Annotated in this window: 20 protein-coding genes; 12 read left to right on the plus strand and 8 right to left on the minus strand. The window is 53.5% G+C overall.

The features are described 5' to 3' along the window. Positions 1-97 precede the first annotated feature (97 nt). A complete protein-coding gene (locus tag AAGJ81_00585) occupies positions 98-2,212 on the minus strand; it encodes a transglutaminase family protein (protein MEM0964631.1) in 2,115 nt (704 codons plus the stop codon). Between the two features lie 379 nt (positions 2,213-2,591). Here AAGJ81_00585 and AAGJ81_00590 point away from each other — a divergent pair, with 379 nt between their 5' ends. After that, on the plus strand, positions 2,592-3,524 hold the full coding sequence (locus tag AAGJ81_00590; GenBank protein ID MEM0964632.1) for a lytic transglycosylase domain-containing protein: 933 nt from the start codon (positions 2,592-2,594) through the stop codon (positions 3,522-3,524). Between the two features lie 837 nt (positions 3,525-4,361). On the opposite strand, the gene AAGJ81_00595 is transcribed toward AAGJ81_00590, so the two are convergent. From AAGJ81_00595 to pyrF, 4 genes are read right to left on the minus strand one after another with little or no spacing between them, the layout of a single operon-like run. Continuing rightward, positions 4,362-4,829 (minus strand): GNAT family N-acetyltransferase, encoded by a 468-nt coding sequence (locus AAGJ81_00595; protein MEM0964633.1) that lies wholly within the window; start codon positions 4,827-4,829, stop codon positions 4,362-4,364. Then, positions 4,826-5,326, minus strand: coding sequence for a 2-C-methyl-D-erythritol 2,4-cyclodiphosphate synthase (gene ispF / locus AAGJ81_00600; GenBank protein ID MEM0964634.1), 501 nt, complete (start codon positions 5,324-5,326; stop codon positions 4,826-4,828). Before ispF ends, AAGJ81_00595 begins: the two co-directional genes overlap by 4 nt. Further along, positions 5,323-6,087, minus strand: a complete 765-nt coding sequence (locus AAGJ81_00605; GenBank protein MEM0964635.1) for an IspD/TarI family cytidylyltransferase — start codon at positions 6,085-6,087, stop codon at positions 5,323-5,325. Before AAGJ81_00605 ends, ispF begins: the two co-directional genes overlap by 4 nt. A gap of 17 nt (positions 6,088-6,104) precedes the next feature. Then, complete coding sequence (gene pyrF / locus AAGJ81_00610) at positions 6,105-6,824, minus strand: orotidine-5'-phosphate decarboxylase (protein MEM0964636.1); 720 nt, start codon at positions 6,822-6,824, stop codon at positions 6,105-6,107. A 95-nt stretch (positions 6,825-6,919) separates the two neighbouring features. On the opposite strand from pyrF, the gene AAGJ81_00615 reads away from it, so the two are divergent. The 10 genes from AAGJ81_00615 (at position 6,920) to AAGJ81_00660 (ending at position 16,708) form a co-directional block, all read left to right on the plus strand. Beyond that, positions 6,920-7,561 (plus strand): hypothetical protein, encoded by a 642-nt coding sequence (locus AAGJ81_00615; GenBank protein MEM0964637.1) that lies wholly within the window; start codon positions 6,920-6,922, stop codon positions 7,559-7,561. A 75-nt stretch (positions 7,562-7,636) separates the two neighbouring features. Continuing rightward, complete coding sequence (locus tag AAGJ81_00620; GenBank protein ID MEM0964638.1) at positions 7,637-8,314, plus strand: ThuA domain-containing protein; 678 nt, start codon at positions 7,637-7,639, stop codon at positions 8,312-8,314. Between the two features lie 208 nt (positions 8,315-8,522). Next, complete coding sequence (gene rpmB, locus AAGJ81_00625; GenBank protein MEM0964639.1) at positions 8,523-8,753, plus strand: 50S ribosomal protein L28; 231 nt, start codon at positions 8,523-8,525, stop codon at positions 8,751-8,753. An 18-nt stretch (positions 8,754-8,771) separates the two neighbouring features. Further along, positions 8,772-9,185: a secondary thiamine-phosphate synthase enzyme YjbQ gene (locus AAGJ81_00630; GenBank protein MEM0964640.1), complete on the plus strand. Its 414-nt coding sequence runs from the start codon at positions 8,772-8,774 to the stop codon at positions 9,183-9,185. Positions 9,186-9,270: 85 nt separating this feature from the next. After that, positions 9,271-10,530, plus strand: a complete 1,260-nt coding sequence (locus AAGJ81_00635; GenBank protein ID MEM0964641.1) for a beta-ketoacyl-[acyl-carrier-protein] synthase family protein — start codon at positions 9,271-9,273, stop codon at positions 10,528-10,530. Positions 10,531-10,649: 119 nt separating this feature from the next. Further along, positions 10,650-11,468, plus strand: a complete 819-nt coding sequence (locus AAGJ81_00640; protein MEM0964642.1) for an SDR family NAD(P)-dependent oxidoreductase — start codon at positions 10,650-10,652, stop codon at positions 11,466-11,468. Between the two features lie 6 nt (positions 11,469-11,474). After that, on the plus strand, positions 11,475-12,584 hold the full coding sequence (locus AAGJ81_00645) for a glycosyltransferase (GenBank protein ID MEM0964643.1): 1,110 nt from the start codon (positions 11,475-11,477) through the stop codon (positions 12,582-12,584). Further along, positions 12,581-14,278 carry an ATP-binding cassette domain-containing protein gene (locus AAGJ81_00650; protein MEM0964644.1) on the plus strand — a complete coding sequence of 566 codons (1,698 nt, stop codon included), beginning with the start codon at positions 12,581-12,583 and terminating at the stop codon, positions 14,276-14,278. The genes AAGJ81_00645 and AAGJ81_00650 overlap by 4 nt, the downstream gene beginning before the upstream one ends. Before the next feature lie 118 nt (positions 14,279-14,396). Further along, positions 14,397-14,768: a hypothetical protein gene (locus AAGJ81_00655; protein MEM0964645.1), complete on the plus strand. Its 372-nt coding sequence runs from the start codon at positions 14,397-14,399 to the stop codon at positions 14,766-14,768. Between the two features lie 11 nt (positions 14,769-14,779). After that, positions 14,780-16,708 (plus strand): hypothetical protein, encoded by a 1,929-nt coding sequence (locus tag AAGJ81_00660; GenBank protein MEM0964646.1) that lies wholly within the window; start codon positions 14,780-14,782, stop codon positions 16,706-16,708. Positions 16,709-16,721: 13 nt separating this feature from the next. On the opposite strand, the gene htpG is transcribed toward AAGJ81_00660, so the two are convergent. The 3 genes from htpG to AAGJ81_00675 all read right to left on the minus strand — a co-directional run bounded on the left by htpG (position 16,722) and on the right by AAGJ81_00675 (position 20,441). Beyond that, positions 16,722-18,578: a molecular chaperone HtpG gene (gene htpG, locus AAGJ81_00665; GenBank protein ID MEM0964647.1), complete on the minus strand. Its 1,857-nt coding sequence runs from the start codon at positions 18,576-18,578 to the stop codon at positions 16,722-16,724. Between the two features lie 157 nt (positions 18,579-18,735). After that, a complete protein-coding gene (gene deoC, locus AAGJ81_00670; GenBank protein MEM0964648.1) occupies positions 18,736-19,422 on the minus strand; it encodes a deoxyribose-phosphate aldolase in 687 nt (228 codons plus the stop codon). Between the two features lie 89 nt (positions 19,423-19,511). Continuing rightward, positions 19,512-20,441 carry a ribokinase gene (locus AAGJ81_00675; protein MEM0964649.1) on the minus strand — a complete coding sequence of 310 codons (930 nt, stop codon included), beginning with the start codon at positions 20,439-20,441 and terminating at the stop codon, positions 19,512-19,514. A 67-nt stretch (positions 20,442-20,508) separates the two neighbouring features. On the opposite strand from AAGJ81_00675, the gene AAGJ81_00680 reads away from it, so the two are divergent. Then, positions 20,509-21,135 carry a riboflavin synthase gene (locus AAGJ81_00680; GenBank protein MEM0964650.1) on the plus strand — a complete coding sequence of 209 codons (627 nt, stop codon included), beginning with the start codon at positions 20,509-20,511 and terminating at the stop codon, positions 21,133-21,135. The last annotated feature ends 3 nt before the right edge of the window (positions 21,136-21,138 follow it).

A 21,138-nucleotide genomic window follows, 5' to 3' on the forward strand; every position in this document is an offset into this window, starting at 1 on the left:
CCGTGGAGACCGATCACTCAACATAGCCCGCTTGGGTATAACTATTGTTACGATCGAGAAGAACGAACCACTGATCTCCAGAGGATTTCACGAGAATTCACACCTTCTGTCGCCGAAGATCCAGAGTGACTTTGTATTCAGGAGAGATTCTCGGAGTTACTCTGGTGGCGACTTTTCCTACGAGCTCGTTTGCAGGGATCCAGCGGGCTTTTCGTCGCTTGGCGGCCTCTGCGTCAGTTTTTGGAAAGCCGTCGTAAACGGGCTGGGTGGGATGCCAGTGGTGATAGCGGGCGGCTGTCTTCGTCTTTCCGGATTTCTGATCCACCCATTCGAAGAGGAGGGGGGATTGGATGGGGACGTTCGGATGGAGAGCGGGGTGGGCGCTCGCGCACTTGTAGCGCACTCCGGCAACAGGGGAGCCGTTTACCTCGGTGAAAGCGACTTCGATGCCATTGATGAGCAAAAACCCTTTTTCAAGGCAAGCGCTGTCACTGAGGCGGATCTCCAAGCGATCGGTGGAGTTGTCTACTTTGCGGACAGTGGCCCGTCCCTGGCTCTCCTCGGCCATGAGGGGAAAGGATTCGAGGGCTTGGCGCACTTCGATTTGCCCGTTGGGAATCTCAAACTTTCCCCGGAGAGGAAAGCGGAAGTCAAAGATGGGTTTGAGCCAGCCGGAAGAAAAAGGGAGACCCGTCTGTTGAAGGTCTGTGCAGATCTCCTCCACATCCTGCCAAAGTCGTGAAGGGAGGAAAAACTCGTCGTGGAGTGTAGTGCCGAAACGGCGTAGGCGTTTACGGAAAGGTTTGAGAAAGAGGCGGGTGACGATGCTGCGGAGAAAGAGTGCGGCTACGGCATTCATTCGTGCTTCCGGGAGGGTTTCAAACGCACGAAACTCAATGATGCCCATACAACCATTAGGGGCGGCGGTATTGAAGAACTTATCGAAACAAAGCTCGGCACGGTGAGTGTTCCCAGCCGCATCCGTCATCAGATTCTTCAGGAAATGGTCGATTCGCGCCGGATCAAAATCGCTCTGAACAGATGCCATCCCTTCGCAGGCGACCTCGGTTTCGTAGAGGCTGTGGGTGGGTCCCTCATCGAAACGTGGAGCCTGACACCCCGGGCCGACATATTGCCCGGAAAAGGCGTAGGAAAGGGCGGGGTGGTGTTGCCAGAAGCGAAGGAGAGAGGAAATCCGCTCTGGCTTGGTGACGAACGGATTTGTTTCGACGGATGTGCCGCCGAGGGCGAGGTGAAAACCGCCCCCCGTTCCGTTTTCGGCGCCGTTCAAGTGAAGTCGGGTGGTGACCAAGCCTACTTTTCGGGCTGCTTTGTCTGCAGCCGAAAGGCCCGCTTGAAACTCGAACCAATTGTTTGAGGGAGGAAGATTGACCTCCAAAACTCCAGGATCAGCAGCGAGGCCGTAGGTGCGAACCTCCTCTGGGCATCCTCCAGGGGCGTATCCACAAAAGATCAGGTCCCTGAGGTCATTCTCTTCTGCGATTGTCTCCAGCAGAGTCACCAGCTTCCGGAAGGCCTTCCATTTCAGAGGCGGGATGAAGATACCTAGAGCCCCATTTTTGCATTCGATCGTCAGGGCTTTTCTTCCGGTTCTCTTCGGAAGTTCGTCGAGGGGTAGACGGAGACCGATCGGAGAGTCTCCCTCGATCAGAGGAATTGGCTTTTCCTTCGACCATGGCCATTGAACCGACTTCCACGATTTTCCATCGTGATCCAGCGGAAGGACCCATCCTGCAACCTTCTTGGTGTTGGAGTCCTCTTCTAGGGCGGGAATGAGGCGGCCTTTCAAGTCCAGTTTTTCGGCGATCTTGTTGGCGATCCGAGTGGCCTTACTGGCGGTGTTGGATCCCTTGCGGTCTTCCAATAGAAGCCGATGAGGTTGGGTCCAAAGCTTTTCGTCTGCGTGATCGACGAGGAGGACGTTCCAGCGGGGCAGAGGTTCGCCAGGATACCATTTGCCAAAAATTTGAAGAACAAGCGCGCCTGGACACTCGGCTTCCAAAAGTCGGGCGGCCATTTTTCTCGCGTAGTCCAGTTTCTCGGGTCCCATCGCATCCAAATTCCATTCCGCGCCAGTGGGATGGTGGGGGAGGTAGGTAGGCTCTCCGCCCATGGTCAGACAAATCCCGCGATCGGTGAGCTTCTGCTCCACGATCTCTGCAACCTGTTCGAGTGATAAGCCTTTTGTCATGGGAGGGTGTGTCCCGCGTAGAAGATGACGCTTTGCGGGCGGTGACAAGATTTTAGGGAAGCTGGATTGATGCCGTAATTTTCTTCGGAAGGCCGATCATCCTCCAGTTTATTTGCGATGGGTTGGGCAACTCCTCGGAACTCAGGTCTAAGGCCACAGATTGAGAACTGCAATTTGCAAGGGGTAGCCTTGGTTCTGCGAACCGGGGTGGCAGTTGTAGGGGACTTCCCCGGAACTGAGTTCCGAGGCCACGATGGTTGTGTGGGAGATTCCAGATTTTTCCGAGTCACCCAACCTCACATTTGCAATCCAGGTCTCCCTCTGAATGCTCGGTGCTACGATGCGGCAGTTATTACCTCTTCTTTCTTTCGGATGCTTCATGGCTATCGGACTAGGTCCGATCCTGTCTGCTCAGGTTCCGGAGATTTCGCGGGAGCAAGTGGATGAGGTGATCGATCTCGCTTGGGATCTTGGGGAGGCGTGGCAGCGTGGGGAGCTGCCGGACTTAGCATTTACTCCGGATGAGTTTGAGACACTGGCTTTGCGGCTTGAAGAAGCTCTGAGATCTGAGCGGCTGGAAGCTCTGGCAGATCTGCAGACGATCCTGCCGACGGTGATGGCTGCGTTGTCAGAGACCGAAAGTGGACGTCACTACGTGGCCTGGTTGTTACAGCGATACGACTACGCTGTAGTTGCGCGATGGTCAGAGGAAGAAGCACAGGAGGAAGCGGAAAAGGCTGCAAAGGCTCCTCGGCCGGAACAGGTGGACGCGTTTCAAAACGAGTATGTGACCAACTTGGACGTATGGCGCTACCGCATTTCGGAGCGGCAGACGCCGCGGCCTCGTCCGGGTCTGGTCCCGCTTCTGCAGAACATTTTTTCCGATAAGGGAGTGCCGGAGGAGTTGGTTTGGCTGGCTGAAGTGGAGTCTTCTTTTGATCCAGAAGCACTCAGTCCTGTCGGAGCGAAGGGACTCTTTCAATTTATGCCGAAGACGGCTGAGTGGATGGGTTTATCATTGAACCCGGAAGATGAACGGGTGAATCCGGCGCTGAGCGCTGCCGCAGCGGCTGACTATCTTCGCTACCTCTTCAAGAGGTTTGAGTCATGGCCTTTGGTCTTTGCGGCCTATAACGCCGGAGAGGGGCGGGTCCGACGATTACTCTCAAGCGAGTCTGCCATGGATTTTAACGGCATCGCCTCAGTCCTTCCCTCCGAGACCCGGATGTACGTTCCGAAAGTACTTGCAACCATTCAACTGCGAGAGGGAATCGATCCAGCAAAAATCCCAGCACCGAAGGCGGAGAGATAGCTCATTATCACAATCGATTCAATAGACCCCTGTAAATTGCACCGAGTAAGATTAAGATTAAGATTAAGATTAAGATTAAGATCACGTTCACAGCCACTTGAACTAGTGCCTTTCGCGGCAAGCTGGGCGTATTCGATAATTCACCACAACTACAATTGGTGGACGTCAAGTGAGTCGCTTATTCGCGAGAAACAGAACCTTGCGAAGAGGGAAAACGTGACCTCGTTGTCAAGGTGTCATGCGTTCACTCGATCATTGAGAACGAATCGTGGTGCAAAAATTCTAATTGAGAGAAATGCAGGCATATATCTCTTATTTCTCGAGAAACGTTTATGATTATCCTTTGGCTTAGGGCTACATCCTCTGTGATTCTTTGCCTTTTTTCATCATGGATCTTCTTTATGATGTTTGATGTACGCCTCACTTGGGCGTTTCATAAAACGGGTGAGTTCGGAGGTTTCTTCTTCGGCTATCGATTCGCAGTAAGAAGGCTCCCGGAAACGTATATCATTTCGATTTTGGCCTTATGTATCGCCATAGTATTGTGCTCACCGATACTGAAGATGAAATGGAGAGCAGTAGTCGGCGCCCCGGTTCTTTTATCGCTCCTGCTGTGTATCGTCTCCTTTTGTGCAACCTTGTTTCTACCGCTCGTTCTCTAAAGAAACTAACCCAAACTAAGCGTGGAAACCCTGAGTGGAATGTCGATTGCCGACTGTCAATGTGATCCTGTTTATAATCGTAATCCAATCGAGTATGATGGTTACGATTTGGAGACCAGACGACCCGTCTGCAAGGCTTAGTCGTTTGGTTGCTCTTCAGAATCTTTGGGTGCGTTCACTGGGTTTTTTGGAATCCTTCTGCCTCGAGGGTTTTCTCAAATCGGATCTGTCCGTCATCGAGAAAGCCGTTCTCTTTCCAACCAAGCCGTTTGTAGAAACCTACTGCTCTCAATTCACAACCGGGGCCTGTAGAGAGCCACAAATCCCTTTTTCCATTCTGAAACAGCTTTCTCTCCGTTTCTGTCATCAGTGCCCGCCCGACCCCTTGATTCTCGTCCGCAGGACGCACGAAGCAGGCGAAAATATAACCCTCCGAAATCCTGGCCATCGTGAACCCGACCGGTCTTTCGTTCATTTCGGCAAGCAAGCTGATATACTCTCCCCCAGTAATCATCTCAGCGACTGTTTCGGGAGTGATATCCAACTCGGCCAGTTCTTCTCTTGACTGGTGGTTTTCGATTACCGAACAACGAATATCGAACAAGTCTTCGACATCGGTCTCCCTTGCAGCTCGGATTCTCACTCCGATTTCTCTTGTTGGATCAGTAAAACCGTCGCCATAGCCGCTATTCCTTCACCCCTTCCGATTGAACCAAGTCCTTCGTTGGTAGTTGCCTGAATTCCAACCTGGTCTACGGTGGCGCCCAATGTCTCAGCGAGTCTAGTCCGCATCGCATCGATCCACGGCCCGATCTTGGGCTGCTCGGCGACTACCATGACGTCGAGATTGCCAAGGACGTAACCCTGTTGCCCTGCGGCCTCTTTCGCGAAGGCGAGAATCTTTTGGCTGTCGATGTTGAGGTAGGCCGGGTCACCGGGTGGGAAGTGTTTTCCGATGTCCGGAAGCGCAAGGGCTCCGAAGATTGCGTCCGCAGCGGCGTGGGTGAGGCAGTCCGCGTCGGAATGTCCTTCGAGGCCGGGTGTGTCGGGGATTTTGATCCCTCCGAGAATCAGGGGTCGATCCGGGTGGAACCGGTGAACGTCGTAAGCGATGCCGGTGCGGAAGGGGAGTGGTTTCATTGGGGATCCTCGGAGGCGAAGTTTGGATTCTGGATCAGAAAGGAGGCGAGAACGAGATCCCCGGGTTTTGTGATTTTGATATTGGGGAAAGACGGTTCGACGAGTGAGATGCGTGCTCCGTCGGCTGTGGCAACCGAACAGTCGTCAGTATGCAGTTCGTCTTCCTGCCTTGCTCTTTGATAGGCATCAAAAATCAGGTTAAAGGCGAAGGCCTGTGGAGTTTCCATCGCCCAACATCCGCGGCGGTCGATCGGACGGAGCCGACAAAGCCGTGCTTGCTGTTTCCTGCGGTCCACTCGGTTGAGGGTGTCGGTAACGGGCCGGGCGAGTGAGGCGGCTTTGTCCTGCAATACCCTCTCGAAAAGAATCTGGATGTCCGAAGAGCGAACGAGAGGGCGAGCGCAGTCATGGATAAAGATGTAATCGGTATCGAGCCCGGCAATCGTTAGGCCCCGAAAGACGCTATCCTGCCTTCTGGCCCCTCCCTGAGTCCACAAACAGGGAAGGGTGGGGATCCCGTCGGGCAAATCGGCAAGTTCACCTTTGAGTCGATCACGCTGCTCAGCATCTCGGTAGACCACGACTGCTTCGTCGAAAATCCCGGTTTCGGCGAAGGCTTCAAAACTGCGTCTAAAACTGCTTTTCCCTTCGATAGGAACGAGAATTTTATCAGTCACCGCACCTTTCATCCGGTTGCCTTTCCCCGCGCTCAGCAGAATGACCCGATTACAGTAGGAGCTACCTGGAGAGGGAGACGCCATTGCGATTTGTATGAGAATTACTGATACGATCCAGCAATCTCAACAGCTATCTCATCGTAGGCCTTCAAAGGATCGCTGGCCTCGTAGATAGGACGACCAATCACCAGATGAGAGGAGCCTGCCCGGGCGGCTTCGGCGGGCGTCATGACCCGCTTTTGGTCTCCTTTCTCAGATCCGGCAGGACGAATCCCCGGAACAACAAGGATAGGATCGGGACCAAACTCCCCTCGCATTGCTTCCACCTCCAGTGCGGAGCAGACAATTCCGTCAGCACCTCCTTTCAGTGCGAGTGCTGCCAGCCGCATCGCCGCAGATTCGGGATCCCCCTTCATACCAATCTTTTCCATGCTCTTGTCACTAATCGAAGTGAGCAGAGTAACCGCGATAATCTTCAATTCCGGATGGGTGCGGTCTCTCGCTTCACAGGCCGCTTCGATCATTCCCGAGCTCCCAGCTGCGTGAATCGTGAGTAGTTCGATCGGCCAGTGGGAGAGGCTCTCCACCGCGTGGGCTACGGTATTTGGAATATCGTGGAGCTTTAGATCGAGAAAGACCTTGTGTCCACGATTCGCGAAGGCCTCGACAATACTGGGGCCATAGCGGGTGAAAAGTTGGAGGCCGACCTTTACTCGGCGGGGGCGACTGTGCATCCGGTCGAGAAGGTGCATGGCCTCCTCTTTTGCCGGAAGATCGAGGGCAACGATGATATCACAGGGAGGATTTTGCGGAACGGACATAGCGGTGCGATCTTTCGATCACCGTCAGCGGGAGGCAAGTGATTTGTCAGCGATTTGTCCTCGTCTCATCGTAGGGCTGCGGCTAGGAGTGGGAAATGGAATGGGAAGTCGTCGCTTGGGTGATCCTGCTGTTTTTGGTCATTATCGGACTGGGATTTATGGTTACCCGCCGGTCCTCCAATTCGATCCGTGCCAACTTTGAGTCACTGTCTCACGATTACGGTCTCGAGATTACCCTTCCCGAAGCAAAAGGATTTGGACTTTTTCAGGCTTCCCCGAGCGTCTTTGGGGAATGGGAGGGTCGCAAGATGAGCGTGCAAACGATGACAGCGGGCCTCAAGGATTCCCGGCAGGCCGAGACAGCGGTTCATTTGGAGACGGCTTTACGGGAAGACTGCCGTTTGGTGATACGGTCCAAACGCGGGCTCAATCGATTGGAACGGAGCGAATTTAAAAAGCTGATTCGGGTTAAGGGGCCGTCTGAAGATTTCGACAAACGAATCTCCATCATGACCAATCGTCCGGAGTGGGTGAGTGAACGGATCACGGCGAAGATGTGTGAGCGGATCCTTGCTGAACTGGGATCGACCCACGGAACGGTTCTTTTGGTGAAAAGCACGCTCACCTACCGGGAGCTTGGTCTTCTCACAGGACGGGGAACCGTCGAGCGTATCGAGATGATGATTGCGCTTCTTAAATGGCTGGCGGATACGCTGGAGGATGGCGAAGGTGCATAGAACCTCTCTTAGCTTCTGGACGAGGACTAGCCAGAGAAGCTTTCAGGTAGATCCAGCTGTAACGAGTATCATTCGATGAAGGAGCCTCACGAACTTTTAAGAGTGGCTGTCGTAACTGGGGGCCATCCGTTTGACGTAGTCGGCTTTCAAGATTTTTGGTCCGATATGCCGGGTGTGAAGTGCTACATTCAACACCTTGAGCATTACTGTTCTTCCAGCGAGAAGGAGCAGGATCGGTACGAGGCAGTAGTGTTTTACAATATGACGGATGCTGTCCCGTCAGACAAAGAGCAACCGTGGTGGAAAGGGGCGCCCGAGACTGCGCTCAGGAGGATGACTAAAAAGGGAGTAGGAGTGGTCATCTGGCATCATGCCCTCGTCGCATTTCCGGGTTGGGAGTTTTGGGACCTGGTTTGTGGTCATTCACGGAGAACCCTGAAGCCTCACTTTGACCAAGAAGTGAATCATTCCGTTCAGGATGTGGATCACCCGATCCTACGAGGACTCCCCCGGCACTTTAGTTTGATCGATGAGACTTATGAAATGGCAGAGCCGGAAGCAGAAGGAAACCATGTGCTCTTAACCACCGACCACCCGGATAGCCTGCGATCTCAAGTATGGCTGCGAGAGTGCGGGGAAAGCCGGGTTCTCTGCCTAATTCCCGGACACGATCACCACACTTGGAACGCCCCAGAATTCAGACAACTCTTTTCCCAGGGTATTCAATGGGTGGCACGGAGAAGAGTTCTCTGAAACCAACTCACAATCGGGCAATTCTGTTTGAGGATTCAAGACAAAGTTAATAACGCGGGCGTATGGTCTCTGTGCGCAATGCGTATCACGCCAGCCCAAGAAAGCGTTTTTTAGAACACGCGTCGAAAAGGCGCGTGTTTTTTTGCTCACTTTTAGGTTGATCGAAGGGGTCGGAGGGTCTTTTCTCCTCGGTTTCCCACACTCAGTCATGTCCAGAATTTGTGCAATTACAGGTCGTCGTCCCATCCGTGGGGGTAGCATTACCCGAAAGGGGCAATCCAAAAAGAGCGGTGGTATTGGAACTCACGTAGTGAAGAATACCAAACGAACTTTCCGACCCAATCTCCAGCGGGTTCGGGTTCGCCTGCCCAATGGGCAAGTGAAGCGAATCTGGGTCTCCGCTAAGGCAATCAAGGCGGGCAAGATCGTAAAGGCCTAGCCTTTCCTCATTGGTTTAGTGTCGGTCTCCCACCATTCCCTGTCTGTCGAGACGAGAGGGAAGGGACTCTACGAGATCACAAGTCTCGTTCGAGAGGCAATTGGATCGGGAACGATTTCAAACGGCTTAGTAGCCGTCTTCTGCAGACACACGAGTTGCAGCTTGGTCATCATGGAAAACGCTGACCCTACTGCTGCCGATGATCTGGAACGATATCTTGATGAGCTGGTCCCGGATGGAACAGGATACCAACACACAGCCGAGGGACCGGACGACATGCCCAGCCACATCAAGATGGCTCTCACCCGGACGACGGAGACGGTTCCCCTCGTTGACGGGAGGCTGGCCCTCGGAACGTGGCAGGGGATCTTTCTCTGGGAACACCGATCCCACCCGCATCGCCGCTCTTTGGTGGTGAGTGTGTCGGGTTAGACTGTTTGCTTGCGTTGGTGGAAGCGGATGGGTTTAGGTCTGTGGTTTCGTTCATGCGAATCCACTTCATAGCAAGACTTCACCGATGAGTGGCGTTGTCGTTACAGGCCTGGGAATCATCTCGAGTATTGGGAACAACCTTAAGGAAGCTCTCGACTCGCTGACCGAACTCAAATCGGGGATCGAGCTATACGAGGGCTTCGCAGACCCAAAGATACCGGTCCACGTTCTTGGAACGATCAAGGGCTTTGAAACCGATTCTATGGATCAGGAGGACTGGGGATTTCCGGAGCGCTACAAAATCAACCGTTCCTTTCTTCGTAGTCTTTCACCGCACGTTCTGTACGGATTCTGTGCGCTGACTGACGCCCTTGCCGATGCGGGCCTCGACCCAGAGGAAATATCGGATCCCGAGACCGGGATGTTTACAGCGTCGGCAGGTTCTACTTCCTCACTGGTTCATCATGTGAATCACTTGAGACAATACGGTGCGGAGCGATCCCAGCCGAAAGCCATCGTCGCCTCGATCGCGGGGACGCTCAATTTTAATCTAGCGAGCTATTTTCACATTCGAGGGGCTACCTGTGGTTATGTATCCGCCTGTGCCTCTTCTGGGCATGCCTTGGGAGCTGCTTTCGAGGAAATCGCTTCCGGCCGGCAGAATCGGATGATTGTCGTGGGAGCGGAAGACGGGAACACCGAGTGTATCCTTCCTTTTGCTGCGATGCGCGCTCTCTCTTTGAATTGCGATCCCAAGAAGGCTTCCCGCCCGTTTGACCGGGATCATGACGGTTTCGTCGGAACCGGAGGCGGGGTTGCGATGATCCTGGAATCGGAGGAGTTGGCGCAGAGTCGGAACGCTTCTGTTTATGCGAGGCTGGGGGGCTACGGCCAAGCATCCGATGGTTTTAGCGCGGTCCTCCCCCAGCCAGAAGGCGATGGACTCAGACGGGCAATGGAACTTGGGCTAAAGCGAGCTGGGCTTACCCCGGCAGATATTGACTACGTGAACGCGCACGCTCCCTCGACGCCGATGGGTGACGTGGCTGAAATCAAGGCCCTTCACAAAGTGTTTACGGAAACCGGTTGTTCCCCAGCAGTGAGTAGTACGAAAGCCCTCACCGGTCACGCTTTGTCAATGGCGAGCATTTTGGAAGCGGTGCTCTCGGTTCTTGCCCTGAAAGAAGGAGTGATTCCAGGATCGGCCAATTTTGAAAATCCCGAAGCGGGGGCAGAAGACCTCAACATACCAAAGGTCTCCGAGAAACGATCGTTTGATCGGCTGATTAGCAACAGCAGTGGATTCGGAGGAGCTAACGTGAGCCTTGTTTTTGAGAGGGTTTGACCCTTGGTTACTGGTTTCGGACTGCTGAACAATCGGAACCCTGCGTATTTGGAAGTTCAGCGTTCGCCCTTTGCTCTCTATCCCTTCAATGCAATAAATTAGGACAGGTCTGGCTGAACTTGAATTCCTTTTCCCAGAGATTTCCGGCCGCTTTTGTTACCGGAGCCAGTTCCGGTCTGGGACTTGTCATTGCAAAATCCCTACAAGCCGAAGGGGTGGAGGTGTGGGCCGGAAGCCGATCTGCGAAACGCATTGTCGATACCGGTTTGCCGTTTCGACCGGTTGAGCTGGATCTTGCGGACGGAGAGGCGGTGAGGCAGTTTATCCAGGCACCTCCTTGGACGGACTGGCCGACTTTGCTCGTGAATAACGCTGGTTACGGAGAATTTTCTTCAATCAAAGGAGTGACCGGGGAGTCGCTCAGCAAACAAGTAACCGCGATGTTGACCAGCGCCGCAGATCTAGCTCGTGCTTTTCTTTCCGCAGGGGTTCACCATGAATTGGGAACGGGGGTCGTAAATGTGTCGTCTCTTGCGGTCGAGTTTCCTCTCCCTTTTCTTCATGGCTACAATGCGGTTAAGGCGGGATTGTCCGGGTTTTCGCGTTCTCTTGCGATTGAGTTCCCCGGTGGAGGGAATCGGGCATTCGTCTTGGACTTGCGTCCGGGGGACTATCGGACCGGGTTCAACGAGGCGATTCATCGGAAGGAGTCGTCTGACGACTTGGCGCAAGTTTGGGCTGCGCTGGAGAAGCATTTGCAGCAGGGGGCTGATCCCGAAGCGATTTGGCCACCGCTTCGAAGTGCTTTGCTGGCAGGCAACTCTGGAACGGTTCGCGTGGGAACGTTTTTTCAGGCAAAGTTTGCCCCGTTCATGGCGAAGATCTTACCGGAAAGGTGGATGAGCTTTTTTCAAAAGCGCTACTACAATATCCGGTGACTAGCGGTGAGAATTCTAGCGCTTCAAGACTATTTGCGGGTCGGGGGAACGGAGACCCAGTTTTTGGATTTAACCCGTAGGTGGTCGCGAATGGGAAATGAGGTCTGTCGAATCGTGTTTCGACGTGGAGGACCGTTGGGCGGCGGTTTGAAAGAAGACGAGGTGCCTGTCCAGCATTTGCAATCCATTCGTTCTCCACTGAACTGGTGGGCACCCGGATTGGAACGAGCGATCAGCCAGTTTCGTCCCGATCATATGATTGCCTTTGGCCGAAATGGGAACTCTGCTTTAGCGGCGTTGTTGAGGAAACGCGGTGGAGGTGGCGTTGTTGCGACTGTGAGAACGGGGCGGAAGCTTCCGGGCAGGTATTTACGCACGGTTCGCGCTTCTGAGCGCGTGGTTTGCAATAGTCGTTTTGCTGCCGGGCTGCTGGAACCGCTCGGAATCGATGGCTCGCGGATCTCTGTGGTGGAGAACGGGTGTCGGTTTGCAGAAAGATCGCTACCTGACCGTGAAGGCTCGCGTTACGCTCTTGGGGTGGAAGAGGATGAATTGGTGATTCTGAGTCTCGGTTCGTTTGTTCCTGGTAAGCGTCAACACAGACTCCTCTCGATTTGGAAACAGCTTTCGGAGCAGGTTCGCAGTCATGCTCGGCTTTGGTTTGTAGGCAATGGAGCCACTCGAAGAGAAGTTCAGCGCGATGCGGGTCGATTGCTGGATTCAGCAAGGGTTTCTTTTTGGGGGAACCGAGCTGATGTGGATCGATTTTTGGCCGCCGCGGACGTTCTAGTTTCTGTTTCTCAAGAAGAGTCGTCCCCCAATGCGATTGTCGAGGCTCTCTGTGCGGGAGTCCCGGTGGGAGCTCTGCGCTGTGCGGGGGTCGAAGAGCTAATTGGAGATGAGACTGGCGGAGCCGTTTTTTCTGACTCGGAAGAGGGCGAACTTCAACTAAGGGATTGGCTTTGTGGATTTGAGCGGAGTCCAGCGATTGTCGAACGGGCCCGATCATTTCGGAAATTGGCAGCCGAACGGTTTGACCCTGACAAGCGTGCCGAGGATTACTTATCGCTGATGCGGGGCATGAGTTCGTGGGAAAGTGGAGGTTTATCGCGATGATGGAGGTGTGTGACGTTTCGGTGGGTTCGAGCACCAACCGTGTGATTGATGGCGTATCGCTCCGGTTTCGTCCTCGGGCGATGAACGCGGTGATTGGTCCTTCCGGCTGTGGGAAGACGACATTGGTTCGCTCGGCAGTGGGTTCGAGTGCGTTGGAGGTGGACGGCAAATTCCTTCTGGATGGAAGGGAGCTAAAGGACAATGAGGACCGAGTGGGACGAGTAGGGTATGTTCCGCAGTTTTGCGTAGCCCACGAAGACCTTTCGGTGGAAGAGTCAATTACCTACAGTCTTCGCCTTCTCGACGTGAGACCCCAGGAGATGACCAGACGCGTCGATGAATTGCTTTCTCAAACCGGATTGACAGGTCTTCGAAGCCAGATGGTCGGTCGGTTGAGTGGAGGGCAGCTGCGAAGGATGGCTTTAGCGCTCGAACTGGTTGCGGACCCTGAACTGCTCTTTTGTGATGAGGTAACTGCTGGTCTGGATCCTGAGTCCGAGGAGGGAATTCTGGATTTGATTCGTTCTCTGGTGGATCGGCAGGGGAAGACAGTCGTGAATGTGATTCACAATCTTCATCACCTCGAACGGTTCGATTGGATTGTGGTCCTCAAGAAGGGACAAAAGATCTTTGAGGGCGATTATGCCTCTTTTCTCCAGTGGTTCCAGTTGGAAGATCCGGTGCGCCTGTTTCGACTGATCAACGAAGAGGGCTCTGAGGACGATTGGAGACGCCGCTGGGCCGATCAGGAAGAAACGGTTCAAAACCCTTCTCCTCCGATTGTGGATATGGAATCAGAAGATGGGTCAGGTGGGGTAGCAAGGGGACGTCCGAGGCCCGCTGGATTCGCTCGCCAAGCGAGCACCCTCCTGAATCGTCGCTTACGGCTTTTCTTCCGCGATCGTGGAGTCCTCTTGCTGACTGCAGCGATCACCATTGGTTTTCCGCTCCTCGTCGTGATTTTTGCTTTGGACGGAATCCCGCAGTTGTCGCGGCTTTCACTGGACTCGACGCTGGGCGCTTTAGCTCAGATTGAGAGTAAGATGGCATTCGCGAAAGAAGCCGCCGAACTAGGCTCACTCGTGAGTAGTCTGATTCTTTTCCAAGTGGTCTTGCTTACTCTAACCGGTGGGAACAACGGAGCCCGCGAGATCGCGCCGGAAGCGGATCTCTTTTTTCAGGAATCACTTCGGGGGCTGAAGCCAGGTCCCTATTGTTTAGAGAAAATTCTCTTCTCTGGATCGATCGCGGTGCTCCAAGGCGTCGCGATGACCATTATCGTAAAGTCTGTTGTGCACTTTCCGGGCAGTTGGTGGGTGCAGATGACCACTTTGACCCTCGTATCTCTCTGCCTCACATGGTTGGCCCTCGGGTTTTCAGCCTGGATGAAATCAGGTGAAAAGGCGTCTCTGCTCGCCATCTATATTGTTGGCTTCCAACTTCCTCTCTCAGGAGTGGTTATTTCCCTTCCCGAACCATTTATCGACATTGTTCGATTGGTGATCACTACGTATTGGGGTTGGGCTGCTTTTCTGGGTTCTTTCCGGGAAACCGGACTTTACGACGCAGCAGTGATTGTGAGTGAAGAAACGGTTCCAGCTGTAGGACTGAGTATTATGGTTCTGGCGATCCAAGCGCTATCGGCAATCGTCCTTGTTTTGTCGGGGGTGGCACATCGGAGAAATTCGAGCTGAGAACTACGGTACTGTTCTAGCGCTAGATATCGACTGCCGGGCGATCTCCCGTCTTTCTCGGTAAACGGAATTTGTCTGGAGTTTCGCACGCTCCTATGCGAGCCTATACAGGATACGGATGAAGTCTGTCTTTGGTTACGTCTTGCTTTTTGCCCTTCTGATTGCCCTTGGGCTCGCTGGTTCTTGGTGGTTTCAGAACCGGGATAAAAGGGGATATCCTGAACCCCTTCCCGTCGTTGCATTCATGGAGAGGCCGTTGCAATTTTCGGGGAATCGATACCACTTAAACGCCGCAGTGGTGAATATTCTAGCTTCTGAAGATCGTCTGGGTCGTATTGTTTTGGTGGAATCGTCAACAAACGGGTCTCCTCTACCGCTTTTCATTCCGAGCACGGTAGAGGTAAACCTCGGGTTTCAGCAGAGATATCGGTTCAATATTTCGGTGGAAAGTGGCGGTCTTCTTTTTGTTCATGGAATGAGTAAAATCTGAGGAGGTTTTCTATGGTTCGCTTGGCACTGTTTTCTCTTTTGTCGTATGGACTTGTCTCTCCCCTTGTGGGACAGGAGGAGAGCTCAGCGCCGCAGCCGACGCCCGCGGCCACATCGGCCCCCGTGGCTCCCGGTGCCGGTTCCTATGAAAGCGACACCCTCGTTGCGCTCGTCGACCGAGTTTTTAATGTGGAGTCCGATTCGATCGATCCGGAGGAGGGAACACTCAATTGGAAGGGTCGGTCATTTCAGTTGGGTCAGGGTCGGATCATGCGGGCACGGTTTGTTCGCTACCTGAACACGCCGGTGAACTCGATGGATTCTCGCCTGTATCTCTCTTTAATGGATCAGATCCGAGGTCGGCTCTCGATGCTCAACAAAGCGAACGGTCCCGAGGATGAAGAGGATCCCTGGCGTTCCGTCATCTCTTCCTGGAAGCTACTTTTCCAGGCAAGCGACCACGAGGTGGACGGTCAGAACTCATTGGTGATTGCTAATCTGGTCTACGATAACTGGCGGGACCGAGAGCTCTTTATTGACCAGCAGTTTCAGGAAGAATTGGAGAACGACGAACGGGATCGTTTAGAGAACAGTGTTTTGGTTGAGACCGAACGGGAAGAGCGTCGCCGGATTAACAACCTTCAAGAGTTGGAGAATCTAGGGGAGGCCAACGTTCCGGCGCCGTCGCTGGACGGAAGCGGAGCGACTGTTCTTGCGCAGGCTATGAAACGGCTGACTGAGCAGGAGGCATTGCTTGCGGCTCAAGGATTTAAGCTTCAGGAGATTGGCTTGAAAGCGCGCTTGAAGATGCAAAGCCAAATTGTTTCGTTCCTCGCGCAGAGGCGTTTCCAACATGCATTGATCCTTTCGTCGTTTTACCGGACGCTGTTTAAGAGCACTGCCCAAGATCTGGAGGTAGGGGGTGAACAACTCGTTGCTTACCTTCCTGAATTGGAGATGATCCCCACGGTCGACAGTCTCGAGTTTGTTGCGATCCAAGCGATCGATGACGTGCGCACAGGGATGAGGTCCGTAGAAAACGCCTACGAACAGGGCCAAATGATCTCTGCTTTGGAACGATTGCAAGAGACTTTCTTCCTAGGTGAATACTCTTTGGAGGTTGTGCTTTTTCCGGAGGAAAAGAAACGTGTGCTTCGTGAGCTTTATTTCGACTTGGATGAGGCCCGCCGATTGGTAGAGCTGAAGGATTTCCAGGCACTGGAAGAACTGATCCAATCCATTTCTGCGATAGCTGCCGATTTCCCTGATCGCGAGGCCATGGCTGCGATCAATGTAGCGAAACAGGGAAGTCGCCTAAAGCTTCTGGCGGCGCGTGGCGCCATGATCCGGGGCGACGTGGATCAGGCAGAGACGCTGATCGGAGAAGCTTTTGAAGTTTGGCCGCTGAATCCGGAGATCGAGACATTTTTGACAGACTCCGTTACCGGAGCTGACTTCATCTCAGATTTCGACCTCGATTTTTCTGCAGGCGATTACCGCCGCATTTTTGAGCGTAGGGAAGAGTATCTCGCAGCTTTGAGCGGTGATAGCTATCGGGGAGAGCAGCTGAGAGAGGCTCTTGAGGCTGTGCAAACAATCGATTACGGAGTACGTGCAGCGGAAGAGCGGCGTGGGCGAGGAGAGGCTTTTGCTGCCTGGGAGTTGCTAAAAGAAATTGAAACGGTAGCAGGGGATGACCGTCGATACCACAGCATGCTTTCCTCAGTGGTCCCGACAATTGCCGAGTTCGTTAGCGAAGTGGATGAAGCAGAACGGCTTGAAGCGGAAGGAAATTACGCTGCTGCATTAACGAAGTTTGCGGCTGCGAGTGAGTATTTTCCGGCGAGTCAGGTGGTCAGTCGCGGTGTGGAGCGCTTGGCAAACCGCATGCTCGAACAGGCGAGACAAATTGTCGAGCTGGACGACCCTGCCCAATCGTAGGCCGTTGGCCAGACTACCGCTCGAGCAAGGCACTAAGTACCTCGTTCATCCCTTTGACTACTTTGCTGGAGTCGTCCTCGAGGCCTGCGCTTAGCCGAGCCCCCGCAAACAGTTGCTCGGCGATTAAGCCAGCCAAGTTCTCATCATCCGAGCGAAGGCTTGCGACTTTTTTAACAAGAGTATGCTGCGGGTTGAGCTCGAATCGGACGGGTGTCTCGGGAAGCTCGGGTCCGTCCTGATTCATTGCTTTCATCACCCGGCGCATGTTGGCGCTCATTGCGCTATCGGCGTTTAGAACAACGGCGGGACTGTCGGTCAACCGCTTGCTCATAACGACGTCACTGACCTGATCTCCCAATTTCTCCTTCACCCACTTGCTCAACGCTTCGCCTTCTTCTCGGTCGAGCGCTTCGGTCTGCTCTTCCGGGCTGTCGGGCAGTTCGATGTCTTCGCGGTCAGCCGAGACCAGCTTTTTCCCGTCAAACTCGGCCAAGTGGGACATGACGAACTCGTCAATCGGATCGGTAACAAAGAGGACTTCGATACCTCTCGATACAAACGCTTCCAGGTAGGGACCCGATTCGATACCCGAACGTCCAGAGCCGAAGAGGTAGTAGATCTCTTTTTGGTCTTCCCCCATTCGACTCACATAATCCGCAAATCCCGTTTGCTTACTTGAGTCGGTGAGTGAGGATTCGTAACGAAGAAGCTTGGAGAGATCCTCGCGATGGCTCGCGTCGGATACGACACCTTCCTTCAAGTATTGGCTGAAGTTGGCGTAAAAGTCCTTGAAGGCGTCTGGGTCCTTCTTGTCTTTTTCCCCGAGTAGTTTGAGGAAGCGGCGGGTTAAAACCTTGCTCAGTTTCCGGATCACCGAGCTGTCTTGCATGGATTCACGGGAGATATTGAGAGGGAGATCCGCGCTGTCGACAACTCCGCGCACAAAGCGCATCCACTCCGGAAGGAGGCCCTCTGGGTTGCGATCAATCAGGACCTTTCGGCAGTAGAGAGATACACCCGGCTCCATGCGTCCGAAGCCGAATTGTTCCATGTTCTGCTGGGGGGCAAAAAGGAGTGAGTGGATTTCCAGTGGAGCGTCTGCTGTGAAGTGGAGCCAGAACCTCGGTTCATCGAACGCATGAGCCTGAAATTTGTAGAAGTCTTTGTACTCTTCCTCGGTGATCTCAGAGGCACTCTTCAGCCAAAGAGCTCCAACTGTGTTGATCTTGTCGCCGTTTAGGTTGAGGGGGAAGGGAACAAAAGCAGAGTAGTTCTCCAGAACCCCTTTAACGCGGTCTGCTTTCGCGAACTCCTTGTGGTCGTCTTTCAGGTAAATGACGATCTTGGCACCACGACGCTGGCCTTCCGACTCTTCGATTTCGTAGGTCCCGGAACCATCACTGGTCCAGCAGTATCCCTGCGAGTCGGGCTTCCAGGAGTGGGTGTAGAACTTCACTTCCTTCGCAACCATGAAGACGCTGTAGAAACCGACCCCGAACTGGCCGATCAGGTTTTCGTTCTTGGAACCACCTTCCTGCAAGGCTTTGAGAAATGTTTTCGAGCCGGAATGCGCGATCGTCCCAAGATTTTCAACAAGCTCTTCGCGATCCATTCCCAATCCAAAGTCCTGGAAGGTAATCGTTCCCGCCTGATCGTCAGTCGATACGTTGATTTCCGACTCGAGGCCGTCGTCAAACACGTTCTTTTCGGTGAGCTGCAGGTGTCTCAATTTTTCAAGGGCGTCCGAGGCATTTGAGACCAGCTCACGAATAAAGATTTCACGGTCCGTGTAGAGAGAGTGGACCACGATATCAAGGAGTTGCTTGACCTCAGCTTGGAATTCACGGGTTTCGGGTTTTGCTTCGCTCATGTTTTGCGGGACTGGGTTGGGATTTCTCTGGTTTTGGAAAAAACTTTCTGGAAGAACGGAAATTTCCCAGACACTCAACCAAAATTTGTAGTTTGGTTGAAGAATTTCAATAGGGTTTACCGTGGGAAAACGGATGCCAATTTGAGATTTTCAGGGATCACTGGCTGTCACCTTTACCCTCTCCAGACAAAACCGTCTTCGCTGATCGGAGCCCAACGCGTGAGGCCCCGGCGTCAAGAAAATCCCGAACTTGCTTTCGCGTGCGTATGCCCCCACTTGCCTTGATTTTCAGATCTGCTGACCGAAGTGATGTTGCCCAGAGCTGAACATCTTCTAGCTTAGCGCCCGATCCACCGAAACCGGTTGAAGTCTTTATGAAGTTCGCGCCTGCATCTTCGCAGAAGGAGAGTGCCTGAAGTTTTTGTTCACGATCCAAATAGCAGGTTTCGACGATAAATTTAGAAATGAGCCCTACCTTTCTGCAGACTGCGGCTAGGTCCGAAATTTCTTTGGCAACTGCAGACGTCTCACCGGCAATCAAAGCGGAGTAGTCGATCACGATGTCAACCTCCGACGCACCTCTTGCAGCGACCTCATCAATTTCTGTCGCCTTGGAGCGAGTCGAGTAACGGCCGCTGGGAAAACCGATTACCGTCGCTAGGCCAACCTCGCCAGAGCCAAGAATCTTCCGGCAGATCGGGACGCTGTTCGGGTAGACACAGACGGCCGCAACACTGTTGGCGAGAGCTTCATGACAAAGATCTTCGATATCCCCTGACGTGGCATCGAGCTTCAGATTGGTCACGTCCAAGCTGGACGCGATCTCCGTGAGAGACCTGAGCATTTGGAGAGGTTTGAGCCAAACTCAGGGAAAGGTAAAGCGTCGGTTCGAAAATCGGAACACGAACTGAATTTCCGGTGGTCCGGTATCGCTCAGCCCTCAATTTCTTCGAGTGTGGCCATCGCGGGTGCGGTTCCCTTGCGCGTCACCGAAATAGCGGCCGCGCGGTTGGCAAATTGGGCTGCTTTTAGCGGATCATTGTCGAATCGCTGTAGGCCGGCAGAGAATGCTCCAACGAACGCGTCTCCAGCACCAGTAGTATCCACCGGTACAACCCCTTCTTCTGCCGGGATCCGTTCCCAGAAATTCTCGGTAGAGAGATGGGCACCATTTCCGCCCAAGGTCACTAGCACGGTCTCTGTTCCAACTTTCCGGCAGAGGCTATCCAATTCTTCTCCCGAGAGGGTGGCGATTTCATCGGTGGGCAGAGACTCGATGCCGAGTTTTTTCAGGACGGCAACGAATTCGGATTCGTTCGGGATCAAAAAATCGGCCATATGAATCAGCTCAACCGGAAGATCGGGCCTTAACGGTGCGGGGTTGAGGATCCTTTTTATCCCCTTTTCTCCAGTCCGCTTCATCACATCGGCAACAGCGTCTAAGTTGCACTCCAGCTGGCACACGAGAAGACCCGCGGAGGCCACGTCGTCGTCGCTTATGTCCGAGGGCGATAGGTCTGCGTTCGCGCCAAGCGCCACCACGATTTCATTCTCCCCAGATTCGTCAAACAAGATTCCCGCGGTCCCGGTCGCCTTCTCGGCGTATTCTGCCAGGTGAGCAACGATCCCCTCCGTCTGATAGAACTTTCTCACTTCCGAGGCGAAGGCGTCCCTGCCGACTGCGCCAACGTAGATGACCTCGGAGCCGGCCCGCCGGGCAGCCACCGCCTGATTACTTCCCTTACCACCAGGCCCGGTTATGAATTCTCCGACTACCGTCTCCCCGGGTGAGGGGAAGCGCGCGGTTGAAAAAGTGAGGTCCTGCACAAAGCTACCAACGACCAGGATGGGGGCGGATTTCATCCACTGAGGATACAATCCTGGCTTTCGAACTGACAAGTGAGGATTGGCGGTAAAATTCGTCTGGAAAGTGGGGTACTGGAAAGGCTACTGTCTTCCTATGTTTACGGGTTTAGTAGAGGGCGCAGGTGAAATCCTTCGTTTTGCAAAGGGAACAAAGAGCTTCGAACTGATGGTCAAGGCTCCCTCGTTTATGACCGAAGTCTCGATAGGGGATTCAATAGCCGTGAATGGCTGTTGTCTGACCGTGGTGAAAGTGGAAGGGTGTGAACTATCCTTCGATCTTTTGCTGGAAACGGTGAAGCGGACTTCAATCAATCAGCTCGATGTTGGAGGACTGATTAACCTTGAACGCAGTCTACTTCCAACCACCAGAATGGGTGGTCATTTTGTAAGCGGGCATGTGGATGAAACCGGAAGAATTGAGGTGTTGGAGAAGAAAGAATCGGACTTCTACCTGAAAATTCAGTGCCGGAAGGAATCGGTCGCTTATCTTGTTGAAAAAGGATGTGTGGCTGTGGACGGAATCTCGCTGACGGTGACGGAAGTTTTTGAAGATGGATTTTCGATCTGGCTGATTCCACACACCCTCGAGGTGACAAATTTGCAGGAGAGAAAAGTCGGTGATCTGGTGAATCTGGAGTTTGATTTGTTGGCGAAATACGTGGAGAAGATCGTCGAGACACGGAGGAATTGAGGT

This window comes from Verrucomicrobiota bacterium (assembly GCA_038744685.1).
Taxonomy (GTDB): Bacteria; Verrucomicrobiota; Verrucomicrobiia; order Opitutales; family Puniceicoccaceae; genus Puniceicoccus.

Excerpts from the sequence above, each read along its gene's own strand:
- AAGJ81_00585 (MEM0964631.1), bottom strand. The coding sequence starts at position 2,212 with ATGACAAAAGGCTTATCACTCGAACAGGTTGCAGAGATCGTGGAGCAG.
- AAGJ81_00590 (MEM0964632.1), top strand. The coding sequence starts at position 2,592 with ATGGCTATCGGACTAGGTCCGATCCTGTCTGCTCAGGTTCCGGAGATT.
- ispF (MEM0964634.1), bottom strand. The coding sequence starts at position 5,326 with ATGAAACCACTCCCCTTCCGCACCGGCATCGCTTACGACGTTCACCGG.
- AAGJ81_00605 (MEM0964635.1), bottom strand. The coding sequence starts at position 6,087 with ATGGCGTCTCCCTCTCCAGGTAGCTCCTACTGTAATCGGGTCATTCTG.
- pyrF (MEM0964636.1), bottom strand. The coding sequence starts at position 6,824 with ATGTCCGTTCCGCAAAATCCTCCCTGTGATATCATCGTTGCCCTCGAT.
- AAGJ81_00615 (MEM0964637.1), top strand. The coding sequence starts at position 6,920 with ATGGAATGGGAAGTCGTCGCTTGGGTGATCCTGCTGTTTTTGGTCATT.
- AAGJ81_00620 (MEM0964638.1), top strand. The coding sequence starts at position 7,637 with ATGAAGGAGCCTCACGAACTTTTAAGAGTGGCTGTCGTAACTGGGGGC.
- rpmB (MEM0964639.1), top strand. The coding sequence starts at position 8,523 with ATGTCCAGAATTTGTGCAATTACAGGTCGTCGTCCCATCCGTGGGGGT.
- AAGJ81_00635 (MEM0964641.1), top strand. The coding sequence starts at position 9,271 with ATGAGTGGCGTTGTCGTTACAGGCCTGGGAATCATCTCGAGTATTGGG.
- AAGJ81_00650 (MEM0964644.1), top strand. The coding sequence starts at position 12,581 with ATGATGGAGGTGTGTGACGTTTCGGTGGGTTCGAGCACCAACCGTGTG.
- AAGJ81_00655 (MEM0964645.1), top strand. The coding sequence starts at position 14,397 with ATGAAGTCTGTCTTTGGTTACGTCTTGCTTTTTGCCCTTCTGATTGCC.
- AAGJ81_00660 (MEM0964646.1), top strand. The coding sequence starts at position 14,780 with ATGGTTCGCTTGGCACTGTTTTCTCTTTTGTCGTATGGACTTGTCTCT.
- htpG (MEM0964647.1), bottom strand. The coding sequence starts at position 18,578 with ATGAGCGAAGCAAAACCCGAAACCCGTGAATTCCAAGCTGAGGTCAAG.
- deoC (MEM0964648.1), bottom strand. The coding sequence starts at position 19,422 with ATGCTCAGGTCTCTCACGGAGATCGCGTCCAGCTTGGACGTGACCAAT.
- AAGJ81_00675 (MEM0964649.1), bottom strand. The coding sequence starts at position 20,441 with ATGAAATCCGCCCCCATCCTGGTCGTTGGTAGCTTTGTGCAGGACCTC.